This window comes from Pseudoduganella lutea (genome assembly GCF_004209755.1).
GTDB lineage: Bacteria > Pseudomonadota > Gammaproteobacteria > Burkholderiales > Burkholderiaceae_D > Rugamonas > Rugamonas lutea.
Genome location: NZ_CP035913.1, coordinates 4,888,938 through 4,914,346, shown reverse-complemented (window position 1 = coordinate 4,914,346; position 25,409 = coordinate 4,888,938). Strand labels below are relative to the sequence as shown.

The 25,409-nt window shown below is 66.9% G+C and carries 17 protein-coding genes and 2 tRNA genes; 7 read left to right on the top strand and 12 right to left on the bottom strand.

The window, feature by feature from the left end; translation table 11 throughout:
• Positions 1-46 precede the first annotated feature (46 nt).
• The 3 genes from iscR to EWM63_RS20955 form a co-directional block, all read right to left on the bottom strand.
• Positions 47-529 (bottom strand): Fe-S cluster assembly transcriptional regulator IscR, encoded by a 483-nt coding sequence (gene iscR, locus EWM63_RS20965; RefSeq protein WP_130188273.1) that lies wholly within the window; start codon positions 527-529, stop codon positions 47-49.
• A 312-nt stretch (positions 530-841) separates the two neighbouring features.
• Positions 842-1,612: a uracil-DNA glycosylase family protein gene (locus EWM63_RS20960; protein ID WP_130188272.1), complete on the bottom strand. Its 771-nt coding sequence runs from the start codon at positions 1,610-1,612 to the stop codon at positions 842-844.
• Positions 1,613-1,720: 108 nt separating this feature from the next.
• Complete coding sequence (locus tag EWM63_RS20955; RefSeq protein ID WP_130188271.1) at positions 1,721-2,122, bottom strand: hypothetical protein; 402 nt, start codon at positions 2,120-2,122, stop codon at positions 1,721-1,723.
• Positions 2,123-2,308: 186 nt separating this feature from the next.
• On the opposite strand from EWM63_RS20955, the gene EWM63_RS20950 reads away from it, so the two are divergent.
• The 3 genes from EWM63_RS20950 (at position 2,309) to EWM63_RS20940 (ending at position 8,715) form a co-directional block, all read left to right on the top strand.
• On the top strand, positions 2,309-6,151 hold the full coding sequence (locus tag EWM63_RS20950; protein WP_207221126.1) for an ATP-binding protein: 3,843 nt from the start codon (positions 2,309-2,311) through the stop codon (positions 6,149-6,151).
• Between the two features lie 213 nt (positions 6,152-6,364).
• Positions 6,365-8,086: a GGDEF domain-containing protein gene (locus tag EWM63_RS20945; protein WP_130188269.1), complete on the top strand. Its 1,722-nt coding sequence runs from the start codon at positions 6,365-6,367 to the stop codon at positions 8,084-8,086.
• A 59-nt stretch (positions 8,087-8,145) separates the two neighbouring features.
• Positions 8,146-8,715 carry a gamma-glutamylcyclotransferase gene (locus EWM63_RS20940; RefSeq protein WP_130188268.1) on the top strand — a complete coding sequence of 190 codons (570 nt, stop codon included), beginning with the start codon at positions 8,146-8,148 and terminating at the stop codon, positions 8,713-8,715.
• Positions 8,716-8,748: 33 nt separating this feature from the next.
• Here the strand turns inward: EWM63_RS20940 and EWM63_RS20935 are convergent, their stop codons facing one another.
• Positions 8,749-9,345 carry a hypothetical protein gene (locus tag EWM63_RS20935; protein WP_207221125.1) on the bottom strand — a complete coding sequence of 199 codons (597 nt, stop codon included), beginning with the start codon at positions 9,343-9,345 and terminating at the stop codon, positions 8,749-8,751.
• A gap of 145 nt (positions 9,346-9,490) precedes the next feature.
• Positions 9,491-10,615 (bottom strand): PA0069 family radical SAM protein, encoded by a 1,125-nt coding sequence (locus EWM63_RS20930; protein ID WP_130188266.1) that lies wholly within the window; start codon positions 10,613-10,615, stop codon positions 9,491-9,493.
• Between the two features lie 240 nt (positions 10,616-10,855).
• On the opposite strand from EWM63_RS20930, the gene EWM63_RS20925 reads away from it, so the two are divergent.
• Genes EWM63_RS20925 through EWM63_RS20915 form a run of 3 tightly spaced genes read left to right on the top strand, consistent with a single transcriptional unit; the run spans position 10,856 to position 16,136 of the window.
• Positions 10,856-11,452, top strand: a complete 597-nt coding sequence (locus EWM63_RS20925; RefSeq protein ID WP_130188265.1) for a DUF2760 domain-containing protein — start codon at positions 10,856-10,858, stop codon at positions 11,450-11,452.
• Complete coding sequence (locus EWM63_RS20920) at positions 11,449-13,311, top strand: Hsp70 family protein (RefSeq protein ID WP_130188264.1); 1,863 nt, start codon at positions 11,449-11,451, stop codon at positions 13,309-13,311. The genes EWM63_RS20925 and EWM63_RS20920 overlap by 4 nt, the downstream gene beginning before the upstream one ends.
• On the top strand, positions 13,308-16,136 hold the full coding sequence (locus tag EWM63_RS20915) for an Hsp70 family protein (RefSeq protein WP_130188263.1): 2,829 nt from the start codon (positions 13,308-13,310) through the stop codon (positions 16,134-16,136). Before EWM63_RS20920 ends, EWM63_RS20915 begins: the two co-directional genes overlap by 4 nt.
• Here the strand turns inward: EWM63_RS20915 and EWM63_RS20910 are convergent.
• From EWM63_RS20910 to EWM63_RS20895, 4 genes are all read right to left on the bottom strand, one after another.
• Positions 16,129-16,818, bottom strand: coding sequence for a tRNA-uridine aminocarboxypropyltransferase (locus EWM63_RS20910; protein ID WP_130188262.1), 690 nt, complete (start codon positions 16,816-16,818; stop codon positions 16,129-16,131). The two genes, EWM63_RS20915 and EWM63_RS20910, sit on opposite strands and share 8 nt — an antisense overlap.
• Positions 16,819-16,837: 19 nt before the next feature.
• Positions 16,838-18,439 (bottom strand): methyl-accepting chemotaxis protein, encoded by a 1,602-nt coding sequence (locus EWM63_RS32855; protein ID WP_130188261.1) that lies wholly within the window; start codon positions 18,437-18,439, stop codon positions 16,838-16,840.
• Between the two features lie 78 nt (positions 18,440-18,517).
• Positions 18,518-20,965, bottom strand: a complete 2,448-nt coding sequence (tssM, locus tag EWM63_RS20900) for a type VI secretion system membrane subunit TssM (RefSeq protein ID WP_165391041.1) — start codon at positions 20,963-20,965, stop codon at positions 18,518-18,520.
• Positions 20,966-21,038: 73 nt separating this feature from the next.
• Complete coding sequence (locus EWM63_RS20895; RefSeq protein ID WP_130188259.1) at positions 21,039-21,872, bottom strand: M15 family metallopeptidase; 834 nt, start codon at positions 21,870-21,872, stop codon at positions 21,039-21,041.
• 118 nt (positions 21,873-21,990) lie between these two features.
• Between EWM63_RS20895 and EWM63_RS20890 the strand changes: the two genes are divergently transcribed.
• Positions 21,991-22,677 carry a hypothetical protein gene (locus EWM63_RS20890; RefSeq protein WP_130188258.1) on the top strand — a complete coding sequence of 229 codons (687 nt, stop codon included), beginning with the start codon at positions 21,991-21,993 and terminating at the stop codon, positions 22,675-22,677.
• Positions 22,678-22,730: 53 nt separating this feature from the next.
• On the opposite strand, the gene EWM63_RS20885 is transcribed toward EWM63_RS20890, so the two are convergent.
• The 3 genes from EWM63_RS20885 to EWM63_RS20875 all read right to left on the bottom strand — a co-directional run bounded on the left by EWM63_RS20885 (position 22,731) and on the right by EWM63_RS20875 (position 25,361).
• A tRNA-Asn gene (locus EWM63_RS20885) sits at positions 22,731-22,806 on the bottom strand.
• Positions 22,807-22,880: 74 nt separating this feature from the next.
• Positions 22,881-25,115 carry a TonB-dependent receptor gene (locus EWM63_RS20880; RefSeq protein ID WP_130188257.1) on the bottom strand — a complete coding sequence of 745 codons (2,235 nt, stop codon included), beginning with the start codon at positions 25,113-25,115 and terminating at the stop codon, positions 22,881-22,883.
• Positions 25,116-25,285: 170 nt separating this feature from the next.
• A tRNA-Asn gene (locus EWM63_RS20875) sits at positions 25,286-25,361 on the bottom strand.
• Between the last annotated feature and the right edge of the window lie 48 nt (positions 25,362-25,409).

The window sequence follows — 25,409 nt, the reverse complement described above, 5'->3', positions numbered from 1 at the left end:
CACTCCAGTGCTTTGCGGCGTGTGTGGGTTTGTTCTGTGTGCCGAGTTACTTGGCCAGGGCGGCGTGCTCGTTGCGGTGCATGACCACCACGTTCTGCTCGGCGTTCTTCTGTTTCTGCTGGTCGACCAGGTCTTGCAGGGAGACCGAGTCGAGGTAATCGACCATCTTTTCGTTCAGCGTGGTCCACAGTTCGTGGGTCATGCAGCGGGCGCCATTGGCGTGGTCCGCGCCATGGCAGTTTTCCTTGCCGCCGCACTGCGTCGCATCCAGGGGCTCGTCGACGGCGATGATGATGTCGGCAACCGTCACCTTGTCGGCGCGGCGGGCCAGGCTGTAGCCGCCGCCGGGCCCGCGGATCGATTCCACGATTTCGTGCCGGCGCAGCTTGCCGAACAACTGTTCCAGGTAGGACAGCGAAATGGCTTGCCGCTGGCTGATGCCAGAGAGCGTGACGGGACCCTTGCCCTGGCGCATCGCCAGGTCGATCATTGCCGTCACGGCAAAGCGGCCTTTGGTAGTCAGACGCATACGACCTCGAATAAATGCCGCCGAGAAAACCCTCCCGACGCGCTCCTTGCTGGTTTTCCTGATACTCGTACTACAAGTTCGGTATTGATTTCAGGTAAAATCTTGTGCCTGCTTCACCACATGCTTGCTCTTGTTGATCAAGCTCATCGAAAGTCACGTTGCGAACTCTCAATGGGGCGCCACTAAAACCTGATTACCCGAACGATTTAGTCAAGTATAACAGCTTCCTGAAATCCTTGCCGGGCCCGGGTTCGGTGCCGCTGGCCGGGTAACAAGCCGTTTTGCCCGGTGCACGCGGCGTTTCCGACAAGCTCAGCTGCGATACAACAAGCGCATGGGGCCAAAGAGAGCATGCATGTCCGCGTTGCCAATGAACGACAGGTTATACGGATGTTCGGCCACCGCCTGCGGCATCGCTGCCACCGCCGGCAACTTGTTCAACTGCTCCGCAATCTTTCCCCACAGCACCAGCCTGGGCTGCTCCGGGCGCGCCGCCAGCACGTCGACCACCGTGGCGAAAAACGGCAGCCATGCCCTGGCGTCCTTGACGGGCGCCACGTGCGGCCGGAACACCAGTGACGCGTTCAACAACAGGAAACCGTGATCCATCAGCCGTGCCTGCAGTTCCGCCAGCGTGCCGATCGCCGCCCCGCCCCGGGCGCGGCGCGCGCACGCAGCCAGCGCCACGCCGGCGGTCTCGGTCACATCCAGTTGGCCATCCGCCACCAGCAGCATCTTCATGAAATTGCGCAGTGAGGTGGCCCGGTTGACGCGTTTGGACAGTCCGCCATCGGCATCGTCCGACCACAGGCTGCCAACGGCGCCATCCATGAAGCCGATACCGGTCGCGCTTTCCGCACGGGGATAGGGTCCCTCGCCCACCAGCACGTAGCGCACCCTGTCCAGCGGCTGCGCAAAGGCGGCGAACAGGCGCAGGTCGGTGGGCAGGTAAGTGTCCTGGGCCAGCGCCGGCAGGTAAGCGGGATCGGCGGCCGCCACGGCTTCGAGGCCAGCCACCAGCGTGGGGTGCCAGGAAGGATCGGCCTTGTCGAGGGCGGCGAGGAAGTGCGGTGGAATCGTCATACGCTGGCGAGGAGCAAAGCGCGGGATTCTACCGCAGCAGCGTGCAAAAAAGTTGCTTGAAAAATGGGGACGCCGGAGCGCCGTACCGCCCCATTTTTCAAGCAACTTTCAGGGCCGGCCAAACAGATCGTGCGCGTCCAGGATGGCAAAAGCGATTTCCGGGTGGGCTTCAAGGCAGCGCCGGATCGCGGCGGGCACGGCCTGGCGTGTCTTGCGGCACAGCCCGGGCCGCGGTGCCAGCTCGATGGCGAAGCCGCGCACCGTGCGCACTTCGTTGGGGCCGGGCGCGATCGTCAGCGTCACGCCCAGCTGCTCCTGCAGCCGCTGGCCTACCCGCATCAGCTCGGCATAGCTGCCGATTGCCGCGATCCGTTCGACCAGCCGCTTTTCTTCCTCGCGCGTCAGGCGCAGCACGCGCACGTCCGCCTGCGGATCGTTTTCCAGCAGCTCGCGGCGGCAGTCGCAGGCGCCGGGCGGACACTCCGTGCGGATCGGGAAAGGGAACGTCATGGTTCGAAGGTGATGTCGGGTCAGTATCCTGCGCACGTCATTGATTGTCAAACCAGTGCCGTTGGCGGGCCGGCATGCCGCTGCGCCAGCGTTCCAAGCGTGCGCGGCTTGTGTGCCGCCACGCTGTCACGTAGAGTAAATGATAATCAACATTGCTGAAATTATTTGCACATGACGGAGAGCGCCTTGAGAGATGACGAGCAGCCGGCGCGGCCCGTCCTGCCTGCCCACCTGAGTTTCCTGAACGCACCCGGCGAAATGCCGGGGCTGATTGCCGCGCATGACTGGTCGGCTACGCCGCTGGGGCCGCTGGAGGCATGGCCGCAAAGCCTGCGCACCACCGTGAGCCTGATGCTGAACTCGAGCCATCCGATCTGGATCGGCTGGGGGCCGCAAGCCACGTTCCTGTACAACGATGCCTATGTGGACGTGCTCAGCCGCGCCAAGCACCCCTGGGTGCTGGGCCTGCCGGCCGCGCAGGTATGGGCGGAAATCTGGGACATTTGCGGTCCGCTTGCCGACAAGGTGTTCCAGCAGGCCGAAGCCACGTTCGTCGCCAACGTGCAGCTCTACATGAACCGCGGCAGCTACCTGGAAGAAACCTGGTATTCATTCTCCTATAGCCCGATCGTCGATGAATCGGGTGGGGTGGGTGGCCTGTTCTGCCCATCGACGGATGTGACCGCCAGCAACCTGAACACGCGCCGGCTGGCGACCCTGTCGGCGCTGGCCGCCGCCGCCCTGGGCGAGGACAGCGTGGCGCGCGCCTGCGCGACGGCGATGGCGACCATAGGCCGCAATCCGCTCGACATGCCGTTCGCCCTGCTCTACCTGGCGGCGGACAACGGCGACACCCGGAACGGGATGGGCACCGTGCTGCTCCAGCAGGCGGCGCACCTGCCGGCGGGCCAGGGCGTGGCGCCGACCGCCATCGCGCTCGACGACCCCGCCGCGCCATGGCCAATCGCTGAAATCTGCACCACCGGGAGTGCCAGGGTGGTGCCGGTCGGCCACATTGAAGGTCTTCCCGCTGGCGTGGCCGGACAAGCGGTCATGCAGGCGCTGGCGCTGCCGCTGACCATACCCGGACGGGCACGGCCGTCCGGCGCGCTGATCGTGGGTGTCAATCCGGCGCGGCCGCTCGATGCCGAATACCGCACGTTTTTCGGCCTGGTCGCCGGCCAGGTGGCGGCGGCGCTGCAGAACGCCACCGCGGCCGAGGAGCAGCGCCGCCGCGCCGATGCACTAGCCGAACTGGACCGTGCCAAGACGGCGTTCTTTTCCAATGTGAGTCATGAGTTCCGCACGCCGCTGACATTGATGCTGGGCCCGGTGGAAGATGCGCTGGCGGACGAGGCGGTGCCATTGCCGCCGGCCCAGCGCCAGCGGCTGGAACTGGCGCATGACAATGCGTTGCGGCTGCAGAAGCTGGTCAACACGCTGCTCGATTTCTCGCGCGTGCAGGCCGGCCGCATGCAGGCATCGTATGCCGAGGTCGACCTGGCCGCGCTCACCGGCGACCTGGCCAGCGGCTTCCGTTCGATCGTCGAGAGCGCCGGGCTGGCGCTGGACGTGCAGTGCGAGCCCCTGCCCACGCCGGCCTGGGTGGATACGGCGATGTGGGAAAAGATCGTGCTGAACCTGCTCTCGAACGCGTTCAAGTTCACGTTCGAGGGCCGCATCGCGGTCGCGCTGCGGCAGCAGGATGGCCATGCGGTGCTGACGGTGCAGGATTCCGGCGTGGGCATTCCCGCCCCGCACCTGGGCAAGATCTTCGAGCGCTTCCAGCGCGTGGAAGGCGCGCGCTCGCGTTCGCACGAGGGTTCGGGCATCGGCCTGGCGCTGGTGCGCGACCTGGTCGACCTGCATCACGGTGAGATCAGCGTTCGCAGCGAACCGGGCGCCGGCACCTGCTTCACGGTGACGCTGCCGCTGGGCCGGGCGCACCTGCCGGAGGAACAACTGGCGGGACGGGCCGATGGCACCGCCTCGACCGCCACGCTGCAAGCCTACACGACGGAGGCACGGCGCTGGTTGCCGCGGCTTGCCGACGATGAAAAGGAAGACCGCACGCTACTGGCGCACGGTGCCCACGTGCTGGTGGCGGACGACAATGCCGACATGCGCGGCTACCTGGAACGCCTGCTGCGCCAGCGCTGGCGCGTGACGGCCGTGGCCAATGGCCGCGCCGCACTCGAAGCGGCGCGGCGCGAGCGGCCGGACCTGATCGTTTCCGACGTGATGATGCCGGAACTGGACGGTTTCGGCCTGATCGCCGCCGTGCAGGCGGACGATGCGCTGCACGACGTGCCGGTGATCCTGCTGTCGGCCCGCGCCGGCGAGGAAGCGCGCATCGAGGGCCTGAACGCCGGTGCCGACGACTACCTCGCCAAGCCCTTCTCGGCGCGCGAACTGCTGACGCGGATCGAATCCCAACTGATCCGCTACCGCATCCGCCAGGTGGAACGCGCCCATGCCGAACGGATGGCCGAGGTCTTCAAGCAGGCCCCGGCCGCGATCGCCATCCTGCGCGGGCCGAGCCTGGTCTACGAACTGGTGAACGAGCGCTACGCCGACCTGATCGGGCGACGCGACGTGCAGGGCACGCCGTTCCGGCAAGCGCTGGCGGAAATATCGGACCCCGCGCTGTTCGAGGAACTGGAGCACGTGCTGGCCAGCGGCGAGCCGGCGGTGGGCCAGGCACGCCGGGTATGGCTGCAGCGCCAGCCCGGTGGCGCACCGGAGGAATGCTTCTTCGACTATGTGCACCAGCCGATCCGCAACGCGGCCGGCCAGACGGACCGTGTGGCCATCGTGGCGTTCGACGTGACGGCGCTGGTGCGGGCGCGCAGCGACGCCGAGGTGGCCAACCGCGCCAAGGACGAATTCCTGGCCATGCTCGGCCACGAGCTGCGCAACCCGCTGTCGCCGATCCTGGTGGCGCTGGAACTGATGCGGCTGCGAGGCATCGGCGCGCTCGGCAAGGAACACGCGGTGATCGAACGGCAGGCCCGCCACCTGGTGCGCCTGGTCGACGACCTGCTCGACGTGGCCCGCATCGCCCAGGGCAAGTTCGAGCTGCGGCGCGAGCGCATCGAACTGGCGGCGCTGGCGACGCAGGCGGTGGAGACGGTCAGCCCGCTGTTCGAGGAACGCCGCCATCGCCTGCACCTCGCTGTGCCGCCGGCCGGGCTGGCGGTGGATGCCGACGCGGTGCGCTTCGTTCAGGTGCTGTCGAACCTGTTGACGAATGCCGCCAAGTACACGGGTGACGGCGGCGATATCGGCCTGGAGGCGCGCCGCCACGGCACCGACGCGATCATCCGCGTAACCGATTCCGGGATCGGCATCTCGCGCGAGATGCTGCCCCAGTTGTTCGACAAGTTCGTGCAGGAGCGCCAGGCGCTGGACCGCTCGCGCGGCGGCCTGGGCCTGGGACTGGCGATCGTGAAGAGCATCGTCACATTGCACGGCGGCACCGTGACCGCCAGCAGCGGCGGCCCTGGCATGGGCAGCGTGTTCGAGGTGCGCGTGCCGCTCGCGGCCGGCGTACCGGAAACCGCCCTGCCTGCCGCCCTGCCCGGTCCCGGCGCCGCGCAGGCGGCTGTCCATCCTGCCGCGCAGCCTTCCGCGCAGTCGTCCACCTCGATGCCGGCCGGGCGCAGCCGGATCATGCTGGTGGACGACAACCCGAACGTGCTGGAGAGCTTGCGGGCGCTGCTTGAACTGCGCGGCCACGAGGTGCATGCGGCTTCCGATCCCGCGATGGCGCTGCGACTGGCCGACAGCGTGACGCCGGACCTGGCGATCCTGGACATCGGCCTGCCGGGGATGGACGGCTACGAGCTGGCAGCGGAATTACGCCGCCGGCCCCACTTGCGCGAGACCAGGCTGATCGGTCTGGTGGCGTATGGCCAGCAAGCCGACGAGCGCCGATCGACCGCGGCCGGGTTTACAGCGCACCTGGGTAAGCCGGTCAGTGCGCGCGACTTGCAGGCACTCGTGGAACACGAAGCCGCGCCGCCGTGAGCGCAGCCCACGTTGTTGCAACACGGCCACGGATGATTTCCAATAAGAAACAATATTCCGCACGACCGTGTTACACTTTCTACGCAACAATCCTTGGCGCGCTGCGCCAACTTCGTCACGCCATGAGCGTCTTTTCCCGACTCGTCCGTAATCGTTTCGCCATCCGCCTGCCACCAATCAATGCTCTTCACGCTGCATTCAAGGTTGCATTTTATGCAACTTTCCCAGCCGCATTCCCGGCCGCCCCGCCAGCGACTTTCGCTGGTGGCCGGCTGCTGGCTGGCATTGGCATCGGTATTGGCGCTGGCACTCTTGCTAGCCGTGCAACCGGCACAAGGCGCCAGCGCCACTGACGAACGCAGGGTACTGCTACTGCATTCGCTGGGCCCGGATTCCATGTCGAACTGGCAGCGGCTGCTGCAGGAGGGCATGCATGACGAGCTGGCCCGGCGCGGCATGGTGCCCATGCCGGTCATTTTCGAGGAGCGCCTCGATGCCGGCCGGGTCGGAGTCGAGGCCGCGACGGCCGGCATGGCGCCTCACCTGCGCAGCAAGTATGCCCGCGCAGGGCTCGACGTGGTCATCGCCGAGGGCCAGGCAGCCGCCATCTTCCTCGGCGCGCACCCTGAGCTGTTCCCCGGGGTGCAGCGCTTCTACGTCAATTACGGCCATACCGGCTGGCGGCCGACGGACGGCTCGTCGATCAACACCGACCCGGATTTCAGCCGTGCGGTCGGCATCGTGCCACGCACCGCGCCGAATGTTCGGCGCCTGGTCGTGATCGGCGACAACAGCGCGCGCGTGCAGCGCTGGATCCTCGCGATCCGGGCAGCCGCACCGCGCTATGCCGGCAGGCTCGCTTTCGAGTACTGGACCGATGACGACTTCGAGCAGGTGTCGCGCAAGCTGTCGACGCTGGACCGGCACAGCGCCCTGCTGCTGCTGGCCGCGGGCCTGAATGACAGGGGTGGCAAGCTCGATCCGCATGACCTGGCGCACCGCATCGCCGCGGCCAGTGCGGTGCCCGTGTTCACCCACCTGGATTCGCTCGTGTTGCCCGGCATGGTCGGCGGCTACGTCATCAGCGGCGAAGGCATCGGGCGCGTGATCGGCCGCATCATGCTGGGTGCCCGTATCGACGATATCCCGCTGCAGCGCTATGTCTTCGATGCGCCGACGGTCAGCCGCCATGGACTGCGCGACCTGCCGCCCGAGGCGAAGCTGCTGAACCAGCCGGACAGTGTATGGGACCGGTATCGCTGGCAGATCGTTTCCGGCCTTACGCTGATCGTGTTGCAAGGGGCGCTCATCTCGGCGCTGGTGGTCGCGCTGCGCGACCGGCGCCGCACGCTGGCCGCGCTGAACGATGAACGCAACAACCTGGAAGACCGTGTGCTGCAGCGTACGCTGGAACTGCTGATGGCGAACACCCGGCTGGAACAGCTGGCGACCACCGACCCGCTGACCGGCATCGCCAACCGCCGCAAGATGACGGAACAGATCGCGGGCGAGCTGGAACGTGCGCGCCGCTTCGGCCATCCGTTGTCGGTACTGATGGTGGACATCGACTTCTTCAAGCGCATCAACGATACGTTCGGCCACGACACGGGTGACCGGGCCATCGTGGCCGTGTCGAAGCTGCTGGCCGAATCGCTGCGCGCGATCGACACGGCGGCGCGCTTTGGCGGCGAGGAATTCGTGGTGCTGATGCCGGAAACGGAGGTCGCGGTGGCCGCCGTGGCGGCGGAACGGCTGCGCGCCGCGGCCGCCGCGATCCTCGTGCATGCCGAGGATGGACGGGAAGTAACGCTGACGATCAGCATCGGCGTGGCCGAAGCGATCGCCGGCGACAAGCCCTCGACGCTGCTGATGCGCGCCGACGGGGCGTTATACCGCGCCAAGCAGGAAGGCCGCGATCGCGTGGTGCGCGGTTGACGGACGCCCTGCTGCCTGTCACCGCATATAATTGCTGGTCCACCATCCCTTTTCCGCTCATGTCGCACAACACCATCGAGATCAACCGCGCGATGGATCTGTTCGATCGCCACCACAACGTGTGGCTGTTCGGCTACGGTTCGCTGATCTGGAAAGCCGATTTCCCCTTTATCGAACGGCGCCCGGCCAGTATCGCCGGCTGGGTGCGCCGCTTCTGGCAAGGCTCGCACGACCATCGCGGCACGCTGGAGGCGCCGGGCCGCGTCGTCACGCTCGTGCCGCAGGAAGGCGCCGTGTGTCACGGCATGGCTTACCTGGTGACGCCGGAAGAATTCGCGCACCTCGATCACCGCGAAAAGAACGGCTACCTGCGGCTGCCAATCGATATCCGCTTCGACGATGGCGGCAGCGAGACCGGCCTGGTCTACATTGCGCGGCACGACAATGCGGCTTATCTGGGCGAAGCGTCGGAAGCCGATATCGCCCGGCATATCGCCGCCGCGCGCGGCCCGAGCGGGCCGAATGTGGAATACCTCGTGCACCTAGCACATGCGCTGCGCGCGATGGGGCACGAGGATGAGCATGTTTTCGCGATCGAGCGCCATTTGCTGGCGCTTGCCGGCGGATAAGGCCTCGGCCATAAGGCCTCGGCCCGCTGTCGCTCAGCTCGCAGTTGATATGACGCCGCTGGGGCCGGCCCGGGAACCTTCCAGCAGTTTCCGGAGCCTGAAAAGGCCGAATACGGAGCCCTGGAGGAGGAGCATGGAATCCCCGCATGGCGACACAGTGACCTTATTTTCACCCCACCGCAACCAGCGCGAACCGACAGGCGTATAGCGGATTGCGCCGTTGCCCATTGCCGTGATCATGTAACTCGATGCCAGGATATGTTCGCGGATCGCGCGCGCGACTTTGCCGGTGCCGCCGCTCGTGCGTATCGTCATTTCCGCCGGCAGCATGGCATACGATACCGGAATGCCACCCATTGCCCCCACCAGCAGAACCGGTAACAGTGGCGCCCCCGGGCGAGGAAATACAGCAGGGACGATATTGCCAGCAAGCCGGCTGGAAGCAGCATCGCATATGAAATCAACCGGCCCCTGGATTGGAATGGCCAGAGATAGCGCCATACGGGATGGCAAATGACGATCCTGGATGTAGAGATAAACACGATTTCCCCCGGCGGGCAGCGCCCGGCCACAAAGGGTGGGCGCTACTGATAAATTAGTTCCAATAGGAAATAATTTAATCATGGGCATCGTTTCACTACTCTGATAAATGTCAAATGTTGATGTTAGGAAATCCTGTTCCTGGCTCGGCATCTGTCAGAAGTTGGATCGGTTACGCAAACCGGTGCAAGTTACTGTCATCAACCTGCGTCAACCAGATCATCCAGGGCGGCCATCAAAACAGGCTCAACTGCCCTGCCGCCTCGGCCTGCTTCGCTTTCGCTCCCATCTGCGGCACGACCAGTGGCGGCCGGAACCGCGTGCAATCGAGCTGCCGGAACCGGCTGCCCCGCCCCGCCATGCCGCAACGCTGGATGGCTTTTTCCACCCGCTGGCGGATCAGGTCGGCCCACAGACCCTGGCCGCTCATCCGCGTGGCGAACGAGGCGTCGTAATCCTTGCCGCCATGGATTTCGCGAACGCGGTTCATCACGCGCTGGGCGCGGTCCGGGAAGTGGGCTTCCAGCCATTGCTGGAACAGGGGATTGACTTCCCACGGCAGCCGCAGCACCACGTAGCTGGCCTGGACGGCGCCGGCATCGAATGCCGCCTCGATGATCTTCTCGATTTCCGGCTCCGTGACGAACGGAATGATCGGTGCGACCGACACGCCGACCGGGATGCCCGCCTCCGTTAGCGTGCGGATGGCGCGCAGCCGGCGCTCGGGCGCGGCGGCGCGCGGTTCCAGCGTGCGAGCGATCTTCGGGTCGAGCGTGGTCAGCGTGATCGACGCCGCGGCCAGGCGCTTTTCCGCCATGGGCGCGAGGATGTCGATGTCGCGTTCGATCAGCGCGGATTTCGTGATCAGCCCCACCGGGTGCCGGCATTCCTGCAAGACCTCGAGCACGCGCCGTGTGAGCTTCAGTTCCCGCTCGACCGGCTGGTAGGCATCGGTATTGACGCCCAGCGCGATCGGCTCCACCGTGTAGCCGGGCTTCGACAGTTCGCCGCGCAGCAGGTCCGGCGCATTCATCTTTGCAAACAGCTTGCTCTCGAAATCAAGCCCGGGCGACAGGCCCAGGTAGCTGTGCGTGGGCCGGGCAAAGCAGTAGATGCAGCCGTGCTCGCAACCTCGGTAGGGATTCAGCGATACGCCAAAGGGAATGTCCGGCGACTGGTTGCGCGACAGGATCGATTTCGCCGTTTCCTCGGTCACCTGGGTGCGCCAGACCCGGGGTTCCTCTTCCTCGCGCAACCAGCCATCGTCGAAGGTTTCGCGCACGTCCAGCTCGTAGCGGCCCTGCACGTTCGTGACGGCGCCGCGCCCTTTCAGCGCCTTCAACGACCGGGGCATGGACATGACTTGCCCGGCATGAGGCTCGCGGTCCGTGGCGAGGTGACTTGAAAACAAGTTACTTGTGGTGAAGTTATCTCGGTGCATGGGAGCTCCAGCGTTTCACTATAACTGTATGTATATACAGTATTCTAGGCCTGTTTTCAAGGGCATGCAACCACCGCACGTGCGTTGGCAGTTCCTCAACTGGTATGATTCGCAATTGTCCGTCCGGTATCGAACCGGGCCCCACCCTACAAACCCAATATGACCACGACTACTCCGTCCTTCCTGGCGAGGATCCCGCTTGCGTTCAGCGCCTTCTTCAAGACGCTCGGTGACGCCGAATTCGCCGCCCGCTTCCAGAACGACCAGGTCGGCCCCATCAGGGCTCCTTCTGCTCCTTCAGCTCCCCCGCCGCCGCCGGCTCCTGCGCCCGTCCCGGCCCCCGCACCTGCGCCGGTGGCCCCACCGCTGCGCGAAGCCACGCCGGATGCCGCGCTGCAACTGCTGTCGCTGCTGCAGCGCGAAGCGCGCCTTATCGATTTCACGCAGGAAAACCTGGCCGGCTATTCGGATGCCGACATCGGCGCCGCCGCGCGCGTGGTGCACGAAGGCTGCAGCAAGGTGCTGAAGGAACACTTCACGATCGAACCGGCCCGCGCCGAAGCCGAAGGCAGCCGCGTGACGCTGGAAGAAGGCTTCGATGCCGCCGCCGTGCGCCTGACCGGCAACGTCGTCGGCAAGCCGCCATTCAAGGGCACGCTGAGCCACCGCGGCTGGCGCGCCACGGCCGTGCGCCTGCCGAAGCTGGCCGAAGCGCATGACGCGAAAGTGCTGGCGCCGGCGGAGGTGGAACTGTGAGCGAAACCACCAACACGCCACGCTTTGCGATCGGCATCGACCTGGGCACCACGCACAGCGCGCTGTCCTATGTGGACCTGGCGGGCAGCGATGGCGAAAAGACGCAGCAGTCGGTGCTGGGCGTACCCCAGCTGACGGCGCCAGGCACGGTGGAAGACCTGCCGCTGCTGCCCTCGTTCCTGTACCTGCCGCACCCCGATGAATTGCCGCCGGGCGAACTGGCGCTGCCGTGGAGCTCGGAAGGTGAAACCTCGGTTGCCGGCGAGATGGCGCGCAGCCGCGGCGCCACCACGCCGATCCGCCTCGTGTCGAGCGCGAAGAGCTGGTTGTGCCACCCCGGCGTGGACCGCCGCGCCGCGATCCTGCCGAACGACGCGCCGGAAGAAGTGACCCGCGTGTCGCCGCTGGAAGCGTCCACCCGCTACCTGGCGCACCTGCGCCAGGCATGGAACACGGCGCACCCGGATGCGCCATTCGGCGAGCAGGCCGTGACGGTGACGATCCCCGCCTCGTTCGACCCCGCGGCGCGCGAGCTGACCGCCGAGGCGGCCCGTGCCGCCGGCTACCAGGCCGTGACCCTGCTGGAAGAACCGCAGGCCGCGCTGTACAGCTGGATCCAGGGCAGCGAAGGCCGCTGGCGCAAGGAAGTCAAGCCTGGCGACATCATCCTCGTCGTCGACGTCGGCGGCGGTACCAGCGACTTCTCGCTGATCGCCATCACCGAGCGCGATGGCGTGCTGGAACCGCACCGCGTGGCCGTGGGCGACCATATCCTGCTGGGCGGCGACAACATGGACCTCGCCCTCGCCCACCTCGTGGCGCGCAAGCTTGCCGCGAACGGCACGCAGCTCGACCCGTGGCAACTGCGCGCGCTGACCTACGGCTGCCGCGCCGCCAAGGAAAACCTGCTGGCCGACGCCAGCGCCCAGACCTGGCCGATCGTGGTGCCGAGCCGCGGCTCCAAGCTGATCGGCGGCTCAATCCGCACCGAACTGACCCGCGACGAAGTCACGGCATTCATTACCGACGGTTTCTTCCCGAAAGTGGAAGCGGCGGCCCGCCCGGCCGTGCGCACCCGCGCCGGCCTGACGCAACTGGGCCTGCCCTATGCGCAGGATGCCGCGATCACGCGCCACCTGGCCGCCTTCCTGGGCCGTCAGAAGGGCGCGACGGCCGACGTGCCGGGCTTTGCCGACCTGCAGAATCCGGACCACTCGTTCCTGCACCCGAGCGCGGTGCTGTTCAATGGCGGCGTGTTCAAATCCGAACTGCTGGCCCGGCGGGTAATGGAGACGATCAACGACTGGCTGTACATGGAAGGCGCGGAAGCCGCACGCATGCTGGGCGGCGCCGACCTCGATCTCGCCGTGGCGCGTGGCGCGGCCTACTACAGCTACGTGCGCCGCGGTACCGGGGTGCGCATTCGCGGCGGCACGGCCCGCTCGTACTACGTGGCGGTGGAATCGTCGATGCCGGCCATCCCAGGCATGGAGCCGCCGATCCAGGCGCTGTGCGTGGCGCCGTTCGGCATGGAAGAAGGCAGCGAACTGGAATTGCCGGGCCAGGAGTTCGGCCTCGTTGTCGGCGAGCCGGTGCAGTTCCGCTTCTTCGGTTCGTCCACGCGCCGGCAGGATGCCATCGGCACCGTGCTTGATTTCTGGGGCCCGGACGAACTGGTGGAGCTCAACGAGATCCAGGCCGAGCTGTCGCCGGAAGGCCGCCAGGCGGGCGACGTGGTACAGGTGCGGCTGCACGCGCATGCCACCGAGGCCGGCACGCTGGAACTGCTGGCGGTGGCCGATGACGGCCAGCGCTGGAAGGTGGAATTCGACGTGCGCGGCAACGCCGAAGGGCAATGACACCCTACCTGGTCAGCATCGATCTCGGCACCACCAACACGGTGCTGGCCTATGCGGCACCCGGCGCCACCGAAGTGCAGTTGCTGGACATCGACCAGCTGACCGCGCCAGGTGAAGTCCATGGCGCGCTGCTGCTGCCATCGAACCGCTACCACCCGGCCGAAGGCGAGCTGGGGCCGGCCGAGCTGCAATTGCCGTGGGTGCAGGCCGACGTGGCCGGCGTGGAGCGCTTCGTCGTCGGCCGGCTGGCGCGCACGCTGGGCGCCCAGGTCACGGGGCGCTACGTGGCCAGCGCCAAGAGCTGGCTGTCGCACCCCGGCGTCGACCGCACGGCGCCGATCCTGCCATGGGGCGCGCCCGAGGGCGTGCCGAAGGTGTCTCCCGTGGCCGCCAGCGCCAGCTACCTCGCGCACCTGCGCGGCGCGTGGAATGCCCGTTTCCCCAACCACCTGCTGGAAGACCAGCGCATCGTGCTGACCGTGCCCGCGTCGTTCGACGAAGGCGCGCGCGCACTGACGCTGGAAGCGGCCAAGCAGGCCGGCCTGCATGGCGTGCGGTTGCTGGAAGAACCGCAGGCGGCGCTGTACGACTGGCTGTATCGCCACCGCGCCACGCTGGCCGGGGAGCTGGCCGATACGCGCCTCGTGCTGGTGGCGGACGTGGGCGGCGGCACCACCGACTTCTCGCTCGTGCAGGTCCGCGTGGCGAACGGCGAGCCGGTGCTGGAGCGGATCGGCGTGGGCAACCACCTGATCCTGGGTGGCGACAACATGGACCTCGCGCTGGCGCACCTGGCCGAATCGCGGCTGGCGCCGGCCGACAGCCCCCAGCGCCTTTCCGCTGGCCGGCTGGCGCAGCTCACGGAGCGCTGCCGCGCCGCGAAGGAACAGCTGCTGGCGGCCGGCGGCCCCTCGCAGGCCAACGTCACGCTGCTGGGCAGCGGATCGAAGCTGATCGGCGGCAGCCGCTCCGTGACGTTGACGCGCGACGACGTGGCGCAGGTCGTCGTCGAAGGCTTCTTCCCGCTGAACGCCGACCAGGCCGACGCGCGCCGCTCGCGCGGCGGCATCGTCGAATTCGGGCTGCCGTATGCCAGCGATGCCGCCGTCACGCGCCATCTCGCCAGCTTCCTGCGCCAGCATGCGCAGGCTGCCCGCGCCGCGCTCGGCATCGACGACGGCACCACGTTCCCCGTGCCGGACACGCTGCTGCTGAACGGCGGCGTGTTCCGCGCCGAAACGCTGGCGCGGCGGCTGGCCGATACGCTGTCCGGCTGGCGGAGCCAGCAAGGGCTGGGACAGATCAAGGTGCTGCACAACGATAATCCGGACGTGGCGGTGGCCCGCGGCGGTGTCGCCTATTCGCTGTCGCGACAGGGCATGGCGCCGTCGATCGCCGGCGGTTCCGCGCGCGCCTACTACCTGCTGCTCGACGCCGACAAGGCGCCGGGCGTGAAGCGCCGCGCCGTGTGCATCCTGCCGCGCGGCGCCCAGCCGGGCAGCGAGATCACGCTGGCCGACCGCACGTTCGGCCTGCGCGTGGGCCGGCCGGTGCGCTTCCATCTGGTCTCCACCGTCACCGACCTGCGCCATGGCGCAGGCGACCTGGCCGACCTCGATCCGGCCGACTACGTGCCGCTGCCGGCGATTTCCACCGTGCTCAAGACCGACAACACGAAGGTGCCGAGGGAGATCCCGGTGCGGCTGGCGGCGGCGCTGTCCGAAGTGGGCACGCTGGAAGTGCATTGCGTGGAAGCGGCCAGCGGCCGGCGCTGGCTGCTGGAGTTCCAGCTGCGCGGCGTGGAAGAAGAAACGGCCGAGACGCAGGAACCGGTGGCACCGCCGCCGCGCTTTGCCGACGCCGTGGAGAAAATCGACCGCATCTTCGGTTCGCGCGTGCTGCACGTCGAGAGCAAGGAAGTGCGCCAGCTGCGCGGCCAGCTCGAACAGCTGCTGGGCAGCCGCGAGCGGTGGCCCACGCCGCTGCTGCGGCACCTGTTCGACGCGCTGATGCAGCGCGCCAAGGGCCGCCGCCGTTCACCCGAGCACGAGCGCGTGTGGCTCAACCTGGCCGGCTGGTGCCTGCGGCCCGGCTTCGGCGCGCCGCTCGACGAATGGCGCATCGGCCAGCTGTGGGCGCTGTTCGACAGCGGCGCCCAGTATTTCAAGGACAGCCAGGTGCGCGCCGAATGGTGGACGCTGTGGCGCCGCGTGGCCGGCGGCCTCACGACCGAGATGCAATTGCGCTTGCTGGACGATTTCGCCTTCAACCTGCAAGCCAGCGCGGCCGAACGCGGCACCCGCCCCGCCACGCTGGTCGACGGCAGCGAGGAAGACATGCTGCGCCTCGGCGCCTCGCTGGAGCGCATTCCTTCCGCCTACAAGGCGGAGATCGGCGACTGGATGATCGGCACGATCCGCAAGCTGCCGACCAGCGGCCCGAAGTTCGAGGCGAAGGGCGCTGCCAGTTTTACCCGCTACCTGTGGGCACTGGGCCGCGTGGGTGCGCGCAAGCCGTTCCACGGCAGTGCGCACGAAGTGGCGCCGGCCGCTGCCGTCGAAACATGGCTGGGCGAAATCCTGAAGCTCGACTGGAAGAAGATCGAGCCGGCCGGCTTTGCCGCCGCGCACCTGGCGCGCATGACGGGCGACCGGTCGCGCGACATCAGCCCCGCCCTGCGCGAGGAAGTGCTGCGCCGGCTGACGGCCATGGGTGCGCCGCCGACCTGGGGCGCCATGGTGCGCGATGTCGTCGAACTGGACCAGGCCAGCGAACAACGCATGTTCGGCGACGCGCTGCCGCCGGGACTGAAGCTGATCAGCTGACCGGATTGGCCCGACCGGCGTCGGCCAGCGCCTGCTGCTGGCCGACGAAGCCGTCGAATGCCGCGATCAGCGGCATGAAGCGGGCTTCGTCGTTCTCCAGCTGGGCCAGCGCGTAGGCCGTGGCCTCCAGTGTCGACAACTGCCCCGGCGCGTGCGCCTTGCGGATCAGGTAATGCGAGGCAGGTACGTCGCGCAACGCCAGCCGGGGCAATGCCTGCAATGCCGGATTCAGGTACAGCATCTTGCGGCTCTTGCGCCACGTGGCGTCGAGCACCACCAGCATCACGTCTTGCGCCGCGGCCGGCGCGAATGCGGGCGGGGGCGCGATGCCGAGCGAGCGGTCGCCCGGCGTGTCCGGATACAGCAGCACGGGGCGGCGCGGTCCGGCCGAAGGCGGCCGCGATGAAGGATCATGCAAAGGATCGAGCAGCTGCGCGAGATCGTCGAACGTTTCGCCGACGACGAGCGTGCTGCCCGGCAGGCACAGGTGGAGCAAGCGCGCGCTGTTCTTGGCATTCGCGGTTTCCATCGGATGCTGCAGGATCAGCACGGCGGTGGCGGCATGGACCGGCGCGATCCAGCGACAGATGCAGGTGCTGGCGGCGCGCAGGCAGGTGGGGCATTGCGCCCGCCTAGACGCCGTTCTCGACGCCGCTCTCGACGCCGTTTTCAAATAAGTCATGCGCGCATTGTAGCCGCGCTCAGGCTTGCAGCAAGGCCCTCGTTCCCGCATGAGGGTCTTCGCGGCGGCGCGATGGCGGCGCCGTGTCGAGCCGGAACACGGCCACCGCGTCGGCCAGCCGGCCCGCTTGGTCCTGCATGGCGGCCGCCGCCGCGGCGGCCTGCTCGACCAGTGCCGCGTTCTGCTGCGTCACCTGGTCCATCTGCGAGATGGCCTGGTTGACCTGCTCGATGCCATCCTGCTGCTGGGCGCTGGCGTCGGCGATGCCGTTGATGATCTGCGTGACCTTGCCGATGGCCGCCACGATATCGCCCATCGCTCCCCCGGCCCGGTCCACCAGTGCGGTACCGGCCTGCACCTTCTGCGCCGAGTCGCCGATCAGTTCCTTGATTTCCCGTGCCGCCGTCGCGGACCGTGCCGCCAGGGCGCGCACTTCGGATGCCACGACGGCGAAGCCCCGGCCCTGCTCGCCCGCCCGTGCCGCTTCGACGGCGGCATTGAGCGCCAGGATATTGGTCTGGAACGCAATGCTGTCGATGACGCCGATGATGTCGACGATGCGGCCCGACGACGCGTTGATGGCCTTCATCGTGTGCACCACATCGGCCACCACGGTGCCGCCCTGGCCGGCGATGACGGCCGCGCCGTCGGCCAGCGTGCGCGCCTCGCGCGCATTGTCGGCGTTCGAGCGCACGGTGGATGTCAGTTCTTCCATCGTGGCGGCGGTCTGCTGCAGCGCGCTGGCCTGCTGTTCGGTGCGCGACGACAGGTCAAGGTTGCCGGCGGCAATTTCACTGGCGGCGCCGACGATCGTATCGGTGCTGTTGCGAACTTGACTGACGATCGTCAGCAAGCTGCCGTTCATGCGTTTCAGGGCGCGCAGCAGTTGGCCCGTTTCATCGCCGCGCGAGGTTTCGATGACGCTGGTGAGGTCGCCGGACGACACGCTTTCGGCAACCTGCACGGCCTGGTGCAGCGGCTCCGTGATCGCGCGCGTCAGGTACCACGCAAGCGCGATGCCGGCCGCGATGGCACCAAGGCCAAGCGCGACCAGCAGGTTGCGGCTGGCGGCATAGCTGGCACGGATTTCGGCGGCGGTGGCGTCGAGCGCCGTCTGCTGCGTTTTCAGCAGGCTTGCCAGCGCGGCCAGGTAGGCTTCACGGGTTGTATTCAGTTCGCCGCCGTAGATGCGCTGCGCGGTGGCGCTGTCGCCGGCGGCCTTGGCCGTCAGCATGGTCTTGCGGATGTCCGAGTACGCCTTGCGGGCTGCCATGACAGCGGCGTGGCCGCTGCGCGATTCGGCGTCGACCAGCTCCTTGCCCAGCTGGTCCTGGATTTCCGTCGCCCGCTTCGACGACGCGGCCATCGTGGCCTCGATGGCCTTTTGCGCCGCCACGTCCGGCACCAGGAAGGCGGCGATGGTGCGGGCCGCGTTGACTTCGATGACCTTGTTCCATTCGGCCATCAGGCGTTCGTTGTGCACCCGCTGCGTCACCAGCTCGTCGGTCAGCCGGCTGGCGCCCTGCATGCGCGTCACGGCGGTGATCGTCATGACTGCCAGCAGCACCAGCACGAGCGCGAAGCCGAGCGCAAGGCGCGCGCCGATCCGGAGATTGTTCATAATTGCCTCCCTGCATTATCTTTTCAGGCCAGTCTGACGATAACGCCGGGAGAATGCAAGCGGAACACGGTACGGGTATCAGTTCTCCGGCGGCGGCGCGACAGTGCCCAGCAGTTCGTCGAGCTGGGCCATCTGGCCGGCGTCCTTGACGACGGTGCGCAGCCATTGATGCAATGGCATCGCTGCCCAGGCGGCTGCCTTGTCGGCAAGATACATGTCGACGAGGTTCTTCTCGATCTGTTCCGGGCTGCCCTCCAGAGTGAGGTCGTCGCGGCTGGATGTCTTCAGCACCCAGTCGGTGCTTTGCAGCTCCTTTGCCGACACGTCGCGGATCGCGCCGGCCACGTAGCTTTCCCATGCCTGGCGGGTGAACGTGCCGGACACCGCATGGCTGCCCTGCACCAGCGCCGCATCCTGTTCGCCGACGATGCGGCCGACGGTCATGGCCGGGAAGCGCGTTGCGGCGCGGGCGCGGATCTCGGCATACACGCGGTCGCGCGCCGGCATGCCGCGCACGACACGCCGCAGGTTCTCGCGCGCCGTGTCCACCAGCGCCAGCTTCTGCTCGATCCGCGGCCACGAGGGATCGCCGAGGTGCGCCAGGTGGAACGTCATCAACCGCTCGGCGCTGCGGATCATCTGCTCGCGCGGCATGGCACCGCGGTTCGCTTCCAGCCAGCCGCGCCAGAAACGGGTCAGCTGATCGTTCAGGTGGCCCGGCTCGGCGTGCGCCGGGTCGGCCAGCATCAGGTACGTCTTCAGCGCGTTGTAGGCATCTTCCACGCTGGTGGGCGACGCGTCGGCATACGCGCGCGCAGTGCCTTGCGCGGGCTGCTGCGCCGCCGTTGCGGGCGCGGCGAGCTGGCTGGCGTTCGCGTTCATCTCGTACAGCAGCGCCTCCAGGTTGGCCGTGACGGGTTTCACCATCACCTCGCGCACGCCGCCGAAGAATTCCTCGCGCAGCTTGCGCTCCAGCAGGTCGCCCTGGTACAGGCCGAGCGACAGCGCCCATGGATGTTCCAGGCGGTAGTTTTCCAGCTGCGCGATGCGCTGCTGCAGCACGTCCAGCGCCTCCAGCCGCGACTGCAGGTCCAGGCGACCATCCTGCAGGCGCACCACCTTGTCGAGATCGCCCTGCACCGTTGCCAGCAGTTGCCGGTTGCCGAGGTAGGACCAGCTCCACCCCGCCAGCGATACCCCGAGCGCCACGGCCACCATGACGAAGGCGCCGTACTTCCATTGCTGCTTGCTGCGGCTGGCATATTGCGAGACCAGGTTACGGTCTTCGAAGATCACCTTGCGGAACAGGTCCAGCAGGAAGTAGCCGGCCTGGCGCACTTCTTCGCGCGGCGCGGGTTCGGTGCGGCACGACAGCGCGAAGCGCTCGGCCACGAGTCGCGACTGCGGGCACTCGGGCACGCCCTCCTGCAGCGCACTGGTGAAATAGAAGCCGCGGAACAAGGGCTTGAACTGGAACGGGTTTTCCTCGAACAGCGTGGCCAGGAAGGCGCGCAGGGGCACGCGCAGCGACGCGAATTCGAGCGGGAACGTGAACGCGCCCGACGGTGGCACGTCGCGCCGCCGCAGCGACATGTTGGCGATGCAGGTTTCCTTCAGCCCTTCATGCAGTTCGTCGAACGCGCCGTCGAAGAAGGCAAGGATGGCCTGCGTGCCGATCTTGCGCTGGTAAGGCATCGTGGCGCCCCACGGCCGTTCGCGCTCGGCGCGCTCGAAGGGTGCGAAGAATTCCGTGAAGCCGGCGATCAGGTCGGCCTTGGTGAAGACCACGTAGACCGGTGCGAACACTTCGAGCCGTTCGATCAGATCCTGCACGCGCTTGCGCAGGCTGCGCGCCAGGCGCATGCCGGCATCGGCATCGGCGCCGCGCAGTTCCGCGATGCTGACGGCGACGAGGATGCCGTTGATCGGCGCACGCGTGCGGTGCTTCTTGAGGAGGTCGAGGAAACCGTGCCATTCACCGCGATGCTCGTCGTCCACCGAGTAGCGGCCCGCCGTATCGAGCACGATGCCTTCGGTGGTGAAGAACCAGTCGCAATGGCGGGTGCCGCCGACACCCTGCACCACCTTGCTGTCGGCGATCGGGAACTGCAGGCCAGAATGGACGACCGCGCTGCTCTTGCCGGCGGCCGGGTTCCCGATGATCATGTACCACGGCAGCTCGTACAGCGCGCGACTGCCCGATGTGATGCCCAGCTTCGAACCGCGGATCGTGTCGATCGCCTTCAGCAAGCCGGTGCGGAGCACGTCCACATCGTCGCCGGCGGCTGCCGGTTCGGCGCTTTCCCCGATCGCGCTCTCCAGCCGCGCCGCGCGCCGCGCCGCGAGCACGCGCCGCAGCCACCGCACGAGCAGCCAGAGCAGCACTGTCGTACAGGCGGCCCCGATTGCCCAGATCAGCGCCAGCTCCAGCAGCTCGGCACCGAGGTAGTACAGACCGGCCATCGCGGCCAGGCCAAGGATCGCAAAGTGACGGGAGTCCGTCAGGAACAACCAGATTCGTCGCATCATGTGGCACCCGTTCGTTTCGGATCGGATGATGGTGCCACTATCCTTGAGGAAATTTATTGACTGTGCGCAACTACCGGCGGCGTTGTGTCCGCAGTTCCACGTGGCCGAAATCCATCATCTTCCAGCGCCCGCCCCACGTCATGCCGGCCGCTTCCGCCACCTGGCCGTACAGCTCGTAACCGCGCATCGCCCACGGATCCTTTTCCGAGATCACGACTTTTCCATTGCGCAGGAAGGCGCAGTCGCCCGCCAGGCCGAACTGGTGCCAGCTCTGGAAGGCACGCGCATTCGTGACATGACCGCCGGCGTCAGCGAGCCGGTTCTGCCGCTCGGGGCTGCGATAACCTTCCAGCAGCACCATTTCGTAGCCGTACTGGTCGCGCATGACCTTGAACATGAGCAGCAGGCGCTGCGTGAAATCCGGGTCCAGCAGGTCCCAATTGCGGTTCGCGCCGGCCAGTTGCGGGCGCACCAGCGTCACTTCCGCCGTGGTGAAGGCGGCAGGCGGCAACGGCGCCGGTGCGGCCAGCCGTTCGCCGCGCAGCAGGTCGGCGACCTGTTCGTTGACGGCGGGGTCCGGCGCGGCAACGCCGGGCAGTTCCGTGCGCCCGGCCAGCGACAGCGCGGCCAGTGGCGGCAGCAATATCAAGGCGGCGCAGGCGGCGGTCAGGAGGGGGGAGCGCCGCAAGAGCCGCCCCAGCCTTGCAAGGAAGGCCCGCATGCCGCGCCCCGCCTCCAGCATGCCCCGGGACCCGTGCGCGGTGACGTCCTTGCGGGCCCGGTCGACATCGCGCCCCAGCCGCAGCGCCACCGCGCCGGCCGCGTCCCGCCCAGCCGGGAACACCAGCAGCCAGCCCGCCAGGCAGGCGGTGAGGAACAACACGAATATGGAAAAGAGAAACATGGTGCGCTCCGTCAACACGATGAAAAAATGCCCGCGCGAAACTAATCGTCGGACGGGCCCATCGTAAGCCAGCGGGCCACCCGTGCAAGACGCCCACATCAAGCTTTGGAGAACAATCTTGGATCGATCAAAACCCGGCAAGGGCATACTGGCCAGTCTCGAACACAAGGGCGTGGAAACGCCGCGGCGCCCCGGCACCGTCGCGCCCTCTTCTGCACCCTCTGCCGCGCGCGGCGCATCGCTGCTCGTGTGCAGTGGCGTGCTGCTTGGCGCATTGGTGGCCTGGTGGCTGTACAGCGGGCCGTCGCCCGTGATCGTGCATGAAACGCTGCCGCCCATGGTGCAAGCCGCGCTGTCACCGTCGGCATCTTCAGCGGAAATCGGAGAAGCGGCCGAGATCGTCGACGAAGCGCTGCCGCCCGCCCAGCCTTCACTGTCCATATTGCCGACACCGGCCGCCGTGCCGGCGCCAGCCCGGATCGCGGCAATGGTCCGCCATGACCGGGTGGCAAAGGCGTCGTTGCATCCCAAGCCGAAACCCGCAGCGAAGCCCAAGGCGCGGCAGGTCGTGGCAGCTCGCGAGCCAGTCCGCCGCACGCCGCGGACGGCAGCCGATACCGACGTGGTCTTGCTGTCCGCCCTGGTCGCGCATGCCGATGAGCGCGACGTGGTCGAACCGCGCACCGGCGACAGCACGGAAAGCCTGCTGCAGCGCTGCTGGCGAGTGGGCGGCGAGGAAGGCCGGCTGTGCCGGGTGCGCATCTGTTCCAGTCGTGGCGGCGAGAGTGCCTGCAACGACGGCTGAGATGGCGCCGTATACGGAAAAAGCCCAGCATCGCTGCTGGGCTTTTTAAATTCTGGCTCCCCGACCTGGACTCGAACCAGGGACCTGCGGATTAACAGTCCGTCGCTCTACCGACTGAGCTATCAGGGAAAAGAGGCCGTATTATAGCGGCCGCTTTGACCGCTGGCAAGAAGAACCATTGCCAGCAGCCTCACATCCAGCTCTTAGAACAGACCCTTCAGCTGCACACCCCACTGACGCGGCTCGTTGACGAAGCCGGTCAGGTTGTTGAAGTCGATGGCGCCCGTGATGCGACGCTGGTCGGTGATGTTGCGACCGAACGCGGCCACTTCATACTTGCCGCCCTGCCAGTTGTAGCCCACGCGCAGGCCGCCTTCCGTCAGCGGCGCGCCGGTGAACTCCTTGGCCTCGTACAGGAAGAAGTTGACCTTGCTGCGGTACGACCAGTCGGTCAGCACGAACAGGTTGCCTTCGGCCAGCGGCCAGTTGTAGCGGGCCGACAGGTTGACGATCCACTTCGGCGCCTGCGGCAGCGCGTTGCCGTCGATGACGACACGGCCGGCGGCGTTGAGCGGGTCCAGCACCGTGCACTGGGCGCACTTGTTGACCGACAGCGAAGGATCCTGGATTTTCGTGTAGTTGTAGCTGGTCGATGCCGACACCTTGAAGTCCGGCGTGACGAAGCCTTCGATCTCCGCTTCGATGCCGCGGCCCTTGGTCTTCTCGGCGTTGATCAGCGCGGTCACGTTGGAATTGCCGCCCACCACCGTCAGCTGCTGGTCCTTCACGTCGTAGTCGAAGATCGACAGCGAAGCGCGGGCGCGGCGGTTCAGCAGATCGGCCTTGATGCCGGCTTCATACGACGTGATCGTTTCCGCATCGGCGATGGTGGCCGGGCCGGAAGCCGAAGGCGCGCCGATCGACGGGGCACGGAAGCCTGTCGCCACGCGGGCGTAGGCCGACACGTCCGGGTTGATCGCATACGTGGCCGACAGGTCCCAGTTCGCCTTGTGGCGTTCCGCGTTGATCGTCGACGGGCCCTGCAGCGTGGTGCCCGTGGCTTCGATCGTCTGGAAGTCCTTCTTGTCGTTCGTGTAGCGCAGGCCGCCGCGCACGGTCAGTGCATCGGTCACCGCGTAGTTCACGGAACCGAACGCCGCCCAGGCCTTGTTGCGCTGGTTGCTGACCACGCGGCTGGTGCGGGCGCCGGCGGTGTTGAAGTTGTCGCTGCCGCCGGTGGCGTCTTCGTCGAAGTAGTACACGCCGGCCTGCCAGCTGAGCGGGCCCGCCTTCTTCGATTCGACACGGAATTCCTGCGTGTACTGCTTCAGGTCCGGCAGCACGGAAGCCGTCTCGACCTGGAACGGCACCACGCCCGGGCCGTAGACCGGGTTGCCGCCGTCGATGTCGCCGCGGCTGTTGTACTCGGCGATCGACTCGTAGCCGGTCACGGAATACAGCTTCACGGCGCCCAGGTCCCACGACAGGCGCACGCTGCCGCCGCGCGTGGTCAGGTTCTGGTAGTTCTGGCCGTTGGTGAACACCATGCGTTCGTCGAAGTTGTCAACGAGCTGGTTGCTGCCCTTCTTGATGATGTTGGCCTGGAACAGGCGCGAGTTGCCGGTTGTCGTGCGCTGGTGCACGTTGAACAGCGCGTTGAACGTGCCGTTCGGCTGGTACAGCACCTGCACGCGCTCGGCATGCTCGTTGTAGCCATCCAGCGAATCGCGGCCATCGGTAAAGCCGTTGGCCACGTAGTCGTCGCGGTGCTGGCGCAGCGTGGAAACGCGCAGTGCCCACTCGTTCGACAGCGGAATGTTGGCGGCGCCTTCCACGTTGGTGGTGCCGTGGCTGGCCACGGAGAAGTTGTAGTAGCCTTCCACGCCCTTCAGGCTCGGCTTGGCGGACTCGAACTTCACCACGCCGGCCGGCGTGTTACGGCCGAACAGCGTGCCCTGCGGGCCGCGCAGCACTTCGATGTTGGCCAGGTCGAACATCGGATAACCCTTCAGGATCGGGTTCTCCTGCACCACGTCGTCATAGATCAGCGACACGGGCTGCGAGGCGAAGATCGAGAAGTCGGCATTGCCGTAGCCGCGGATATAGAAGCGCGGGAACACACGGCCCGTGGACGATTCCACGTTCAGGCTCGGCGTCTTGCCGGCGAGGACGCGCACGTCCTGGCCACCCGACAGGATCACGTCCAGCTTCTCGTGCTGCAGCATCGAGACCGACACCGGCACTTCCTTGATGTTCTCGGCGCGGCGCTGGGCCGTTACGGTCACGGTTTCCAGCTGGCCGCTGGCGACCGGCTGCTGCGCGACCTGCTGGGTCGATTGTTCCGTGCCTGCCTGGGTGGCGTCCTGGGCCATGGCGGCCATCGGCAGCGCGGCCGTCAGCGCGAGGAGACGCTTGTGCATCTTGGACAGTTTCATCATTTGCCTTCCTGGGTTAAGAATAATGCTGCAAGGGTGGTCAACGCTGTCTCCGTCTTCTGATGCGGATGCTCATCGTGCGGCTCCGCTTTATGGTTGCACTGCCAACTACCTGAAATTCTGTCATTGCCGCGGATAACAAAAAGCCGCGATAAACGCGGCTTTTGAAATTCTGGCTCCCCGACCTGGACTCGAACCAGGGACCTGCGGATTAACAGTCCGTCGCTCTACCGACTGAGCTATCAGGGAAAAGAGGCCGCATTATAGCGACGCTCGGCAAAGTCGACAACACAATTT

Excerpts from the sequence above, each read along its gene's own strand:
- iscR (WP_130188273.1), bottom strand. The coding sequence starts at position 529 with ATGCGTCTGACTACCAAAGGCCGCTTTGCCGTGACGGCAATGATCGAC.
- EWM63_RS20960 (WP_130188272.1), bottom strand. The coding sequence starts at position 1,612 with ATGACGATTCCACCGCACTTCCTCGCCGCCCTCGACAAGGCCGATCCT.
- EWM63_RS20955 (WP_130188271.1), bottom strand. The coding sequence starts at position 2,122 with ATGACGTTCCCTTTCCCGATCCGCACGGAGTGTCCGCCCGGCGCCTGC.
- EWM63_RS20945 (WP_130188269.1), top strand. The coding sequence starts at position 6,365 with ATGCAACTTTCCCAGCCGCATTCCCGGCCGCCCCGCCAGCGACTTTCG.
- EWM63_RS20940 (WP_130188268.1), top strand. The coding sequence starts at position 8,146 with ATGTCGCACAACACCATCGAGATCAACCGCGCGATGGATCTGTTCGAT.
- EWM63_RS20935 (WP_207221125.1), bottom strand. The coding sequence starts at position 9,345 with ATGCCCATGATTAAATTATTTCCTATTGGAACTAATTTATCAGTAGCG.
- EWM63_RS20930 (WP_130188266.1), bottom strand. The coding sequence starts at position 10,615 with ATGTCCATGCCCCGGTCGTTGAAGGCGCTGAAAGGGCGCGGCGCCGTC.
- EWM63_RS20925 (WP_130188265.1), top strand. The coding sequence starts at position 10,856 with ATGACCACGACTACTCCGTCCTTCCTGGCGAGGATCCCGCTTGCGTTC.
- EWM63_RS20915 (WP_130188263.1), top strand. The coding sequence starts at position 13,308 with ATGACACCCTACCTGGTCAGCATCGATCTCGGCACCACCAACACGGTG.
- EWM63_RS20910 (WP_130188262.1), bottom strand. The coding sequence starts at position 16,818 with ATGACTTATTTGAAAACGGCGTCGAGAGCGGCGTCGAGAACGGCGTCT.
- EWM63_RS32855 (WP_130188261.1), bottom strand. The coding sequence starts at position 18,439 with ATGAACAATCTCCGGATCGGCGCGCGCCTTGCGCTCGGCTTCGCGCTC.
- tssM (WP_165391041.1), bottom strand. The coding sequence starts at position 20,965 with ATGCGACGAATCTGGTTGTTCCTGACGGACTCCCGTCACTTTGCGATC.
- EWM63_RS20895 (WP_130188259.1), bottom strand. The coding sequence starts at position 21,872 with ATGTTTCTCTTTTCCATATTCGTGTTGTTCCTCACCGCCTGCCTGGCG.
- EWM63_RS20880 (WP_130188257.1), bottom strand. The coding sequence starts at position 25,115 with ATGATGAAACTGTCCAAGATGCACAAGCGTCTCCTCGCGCTGACGGCC.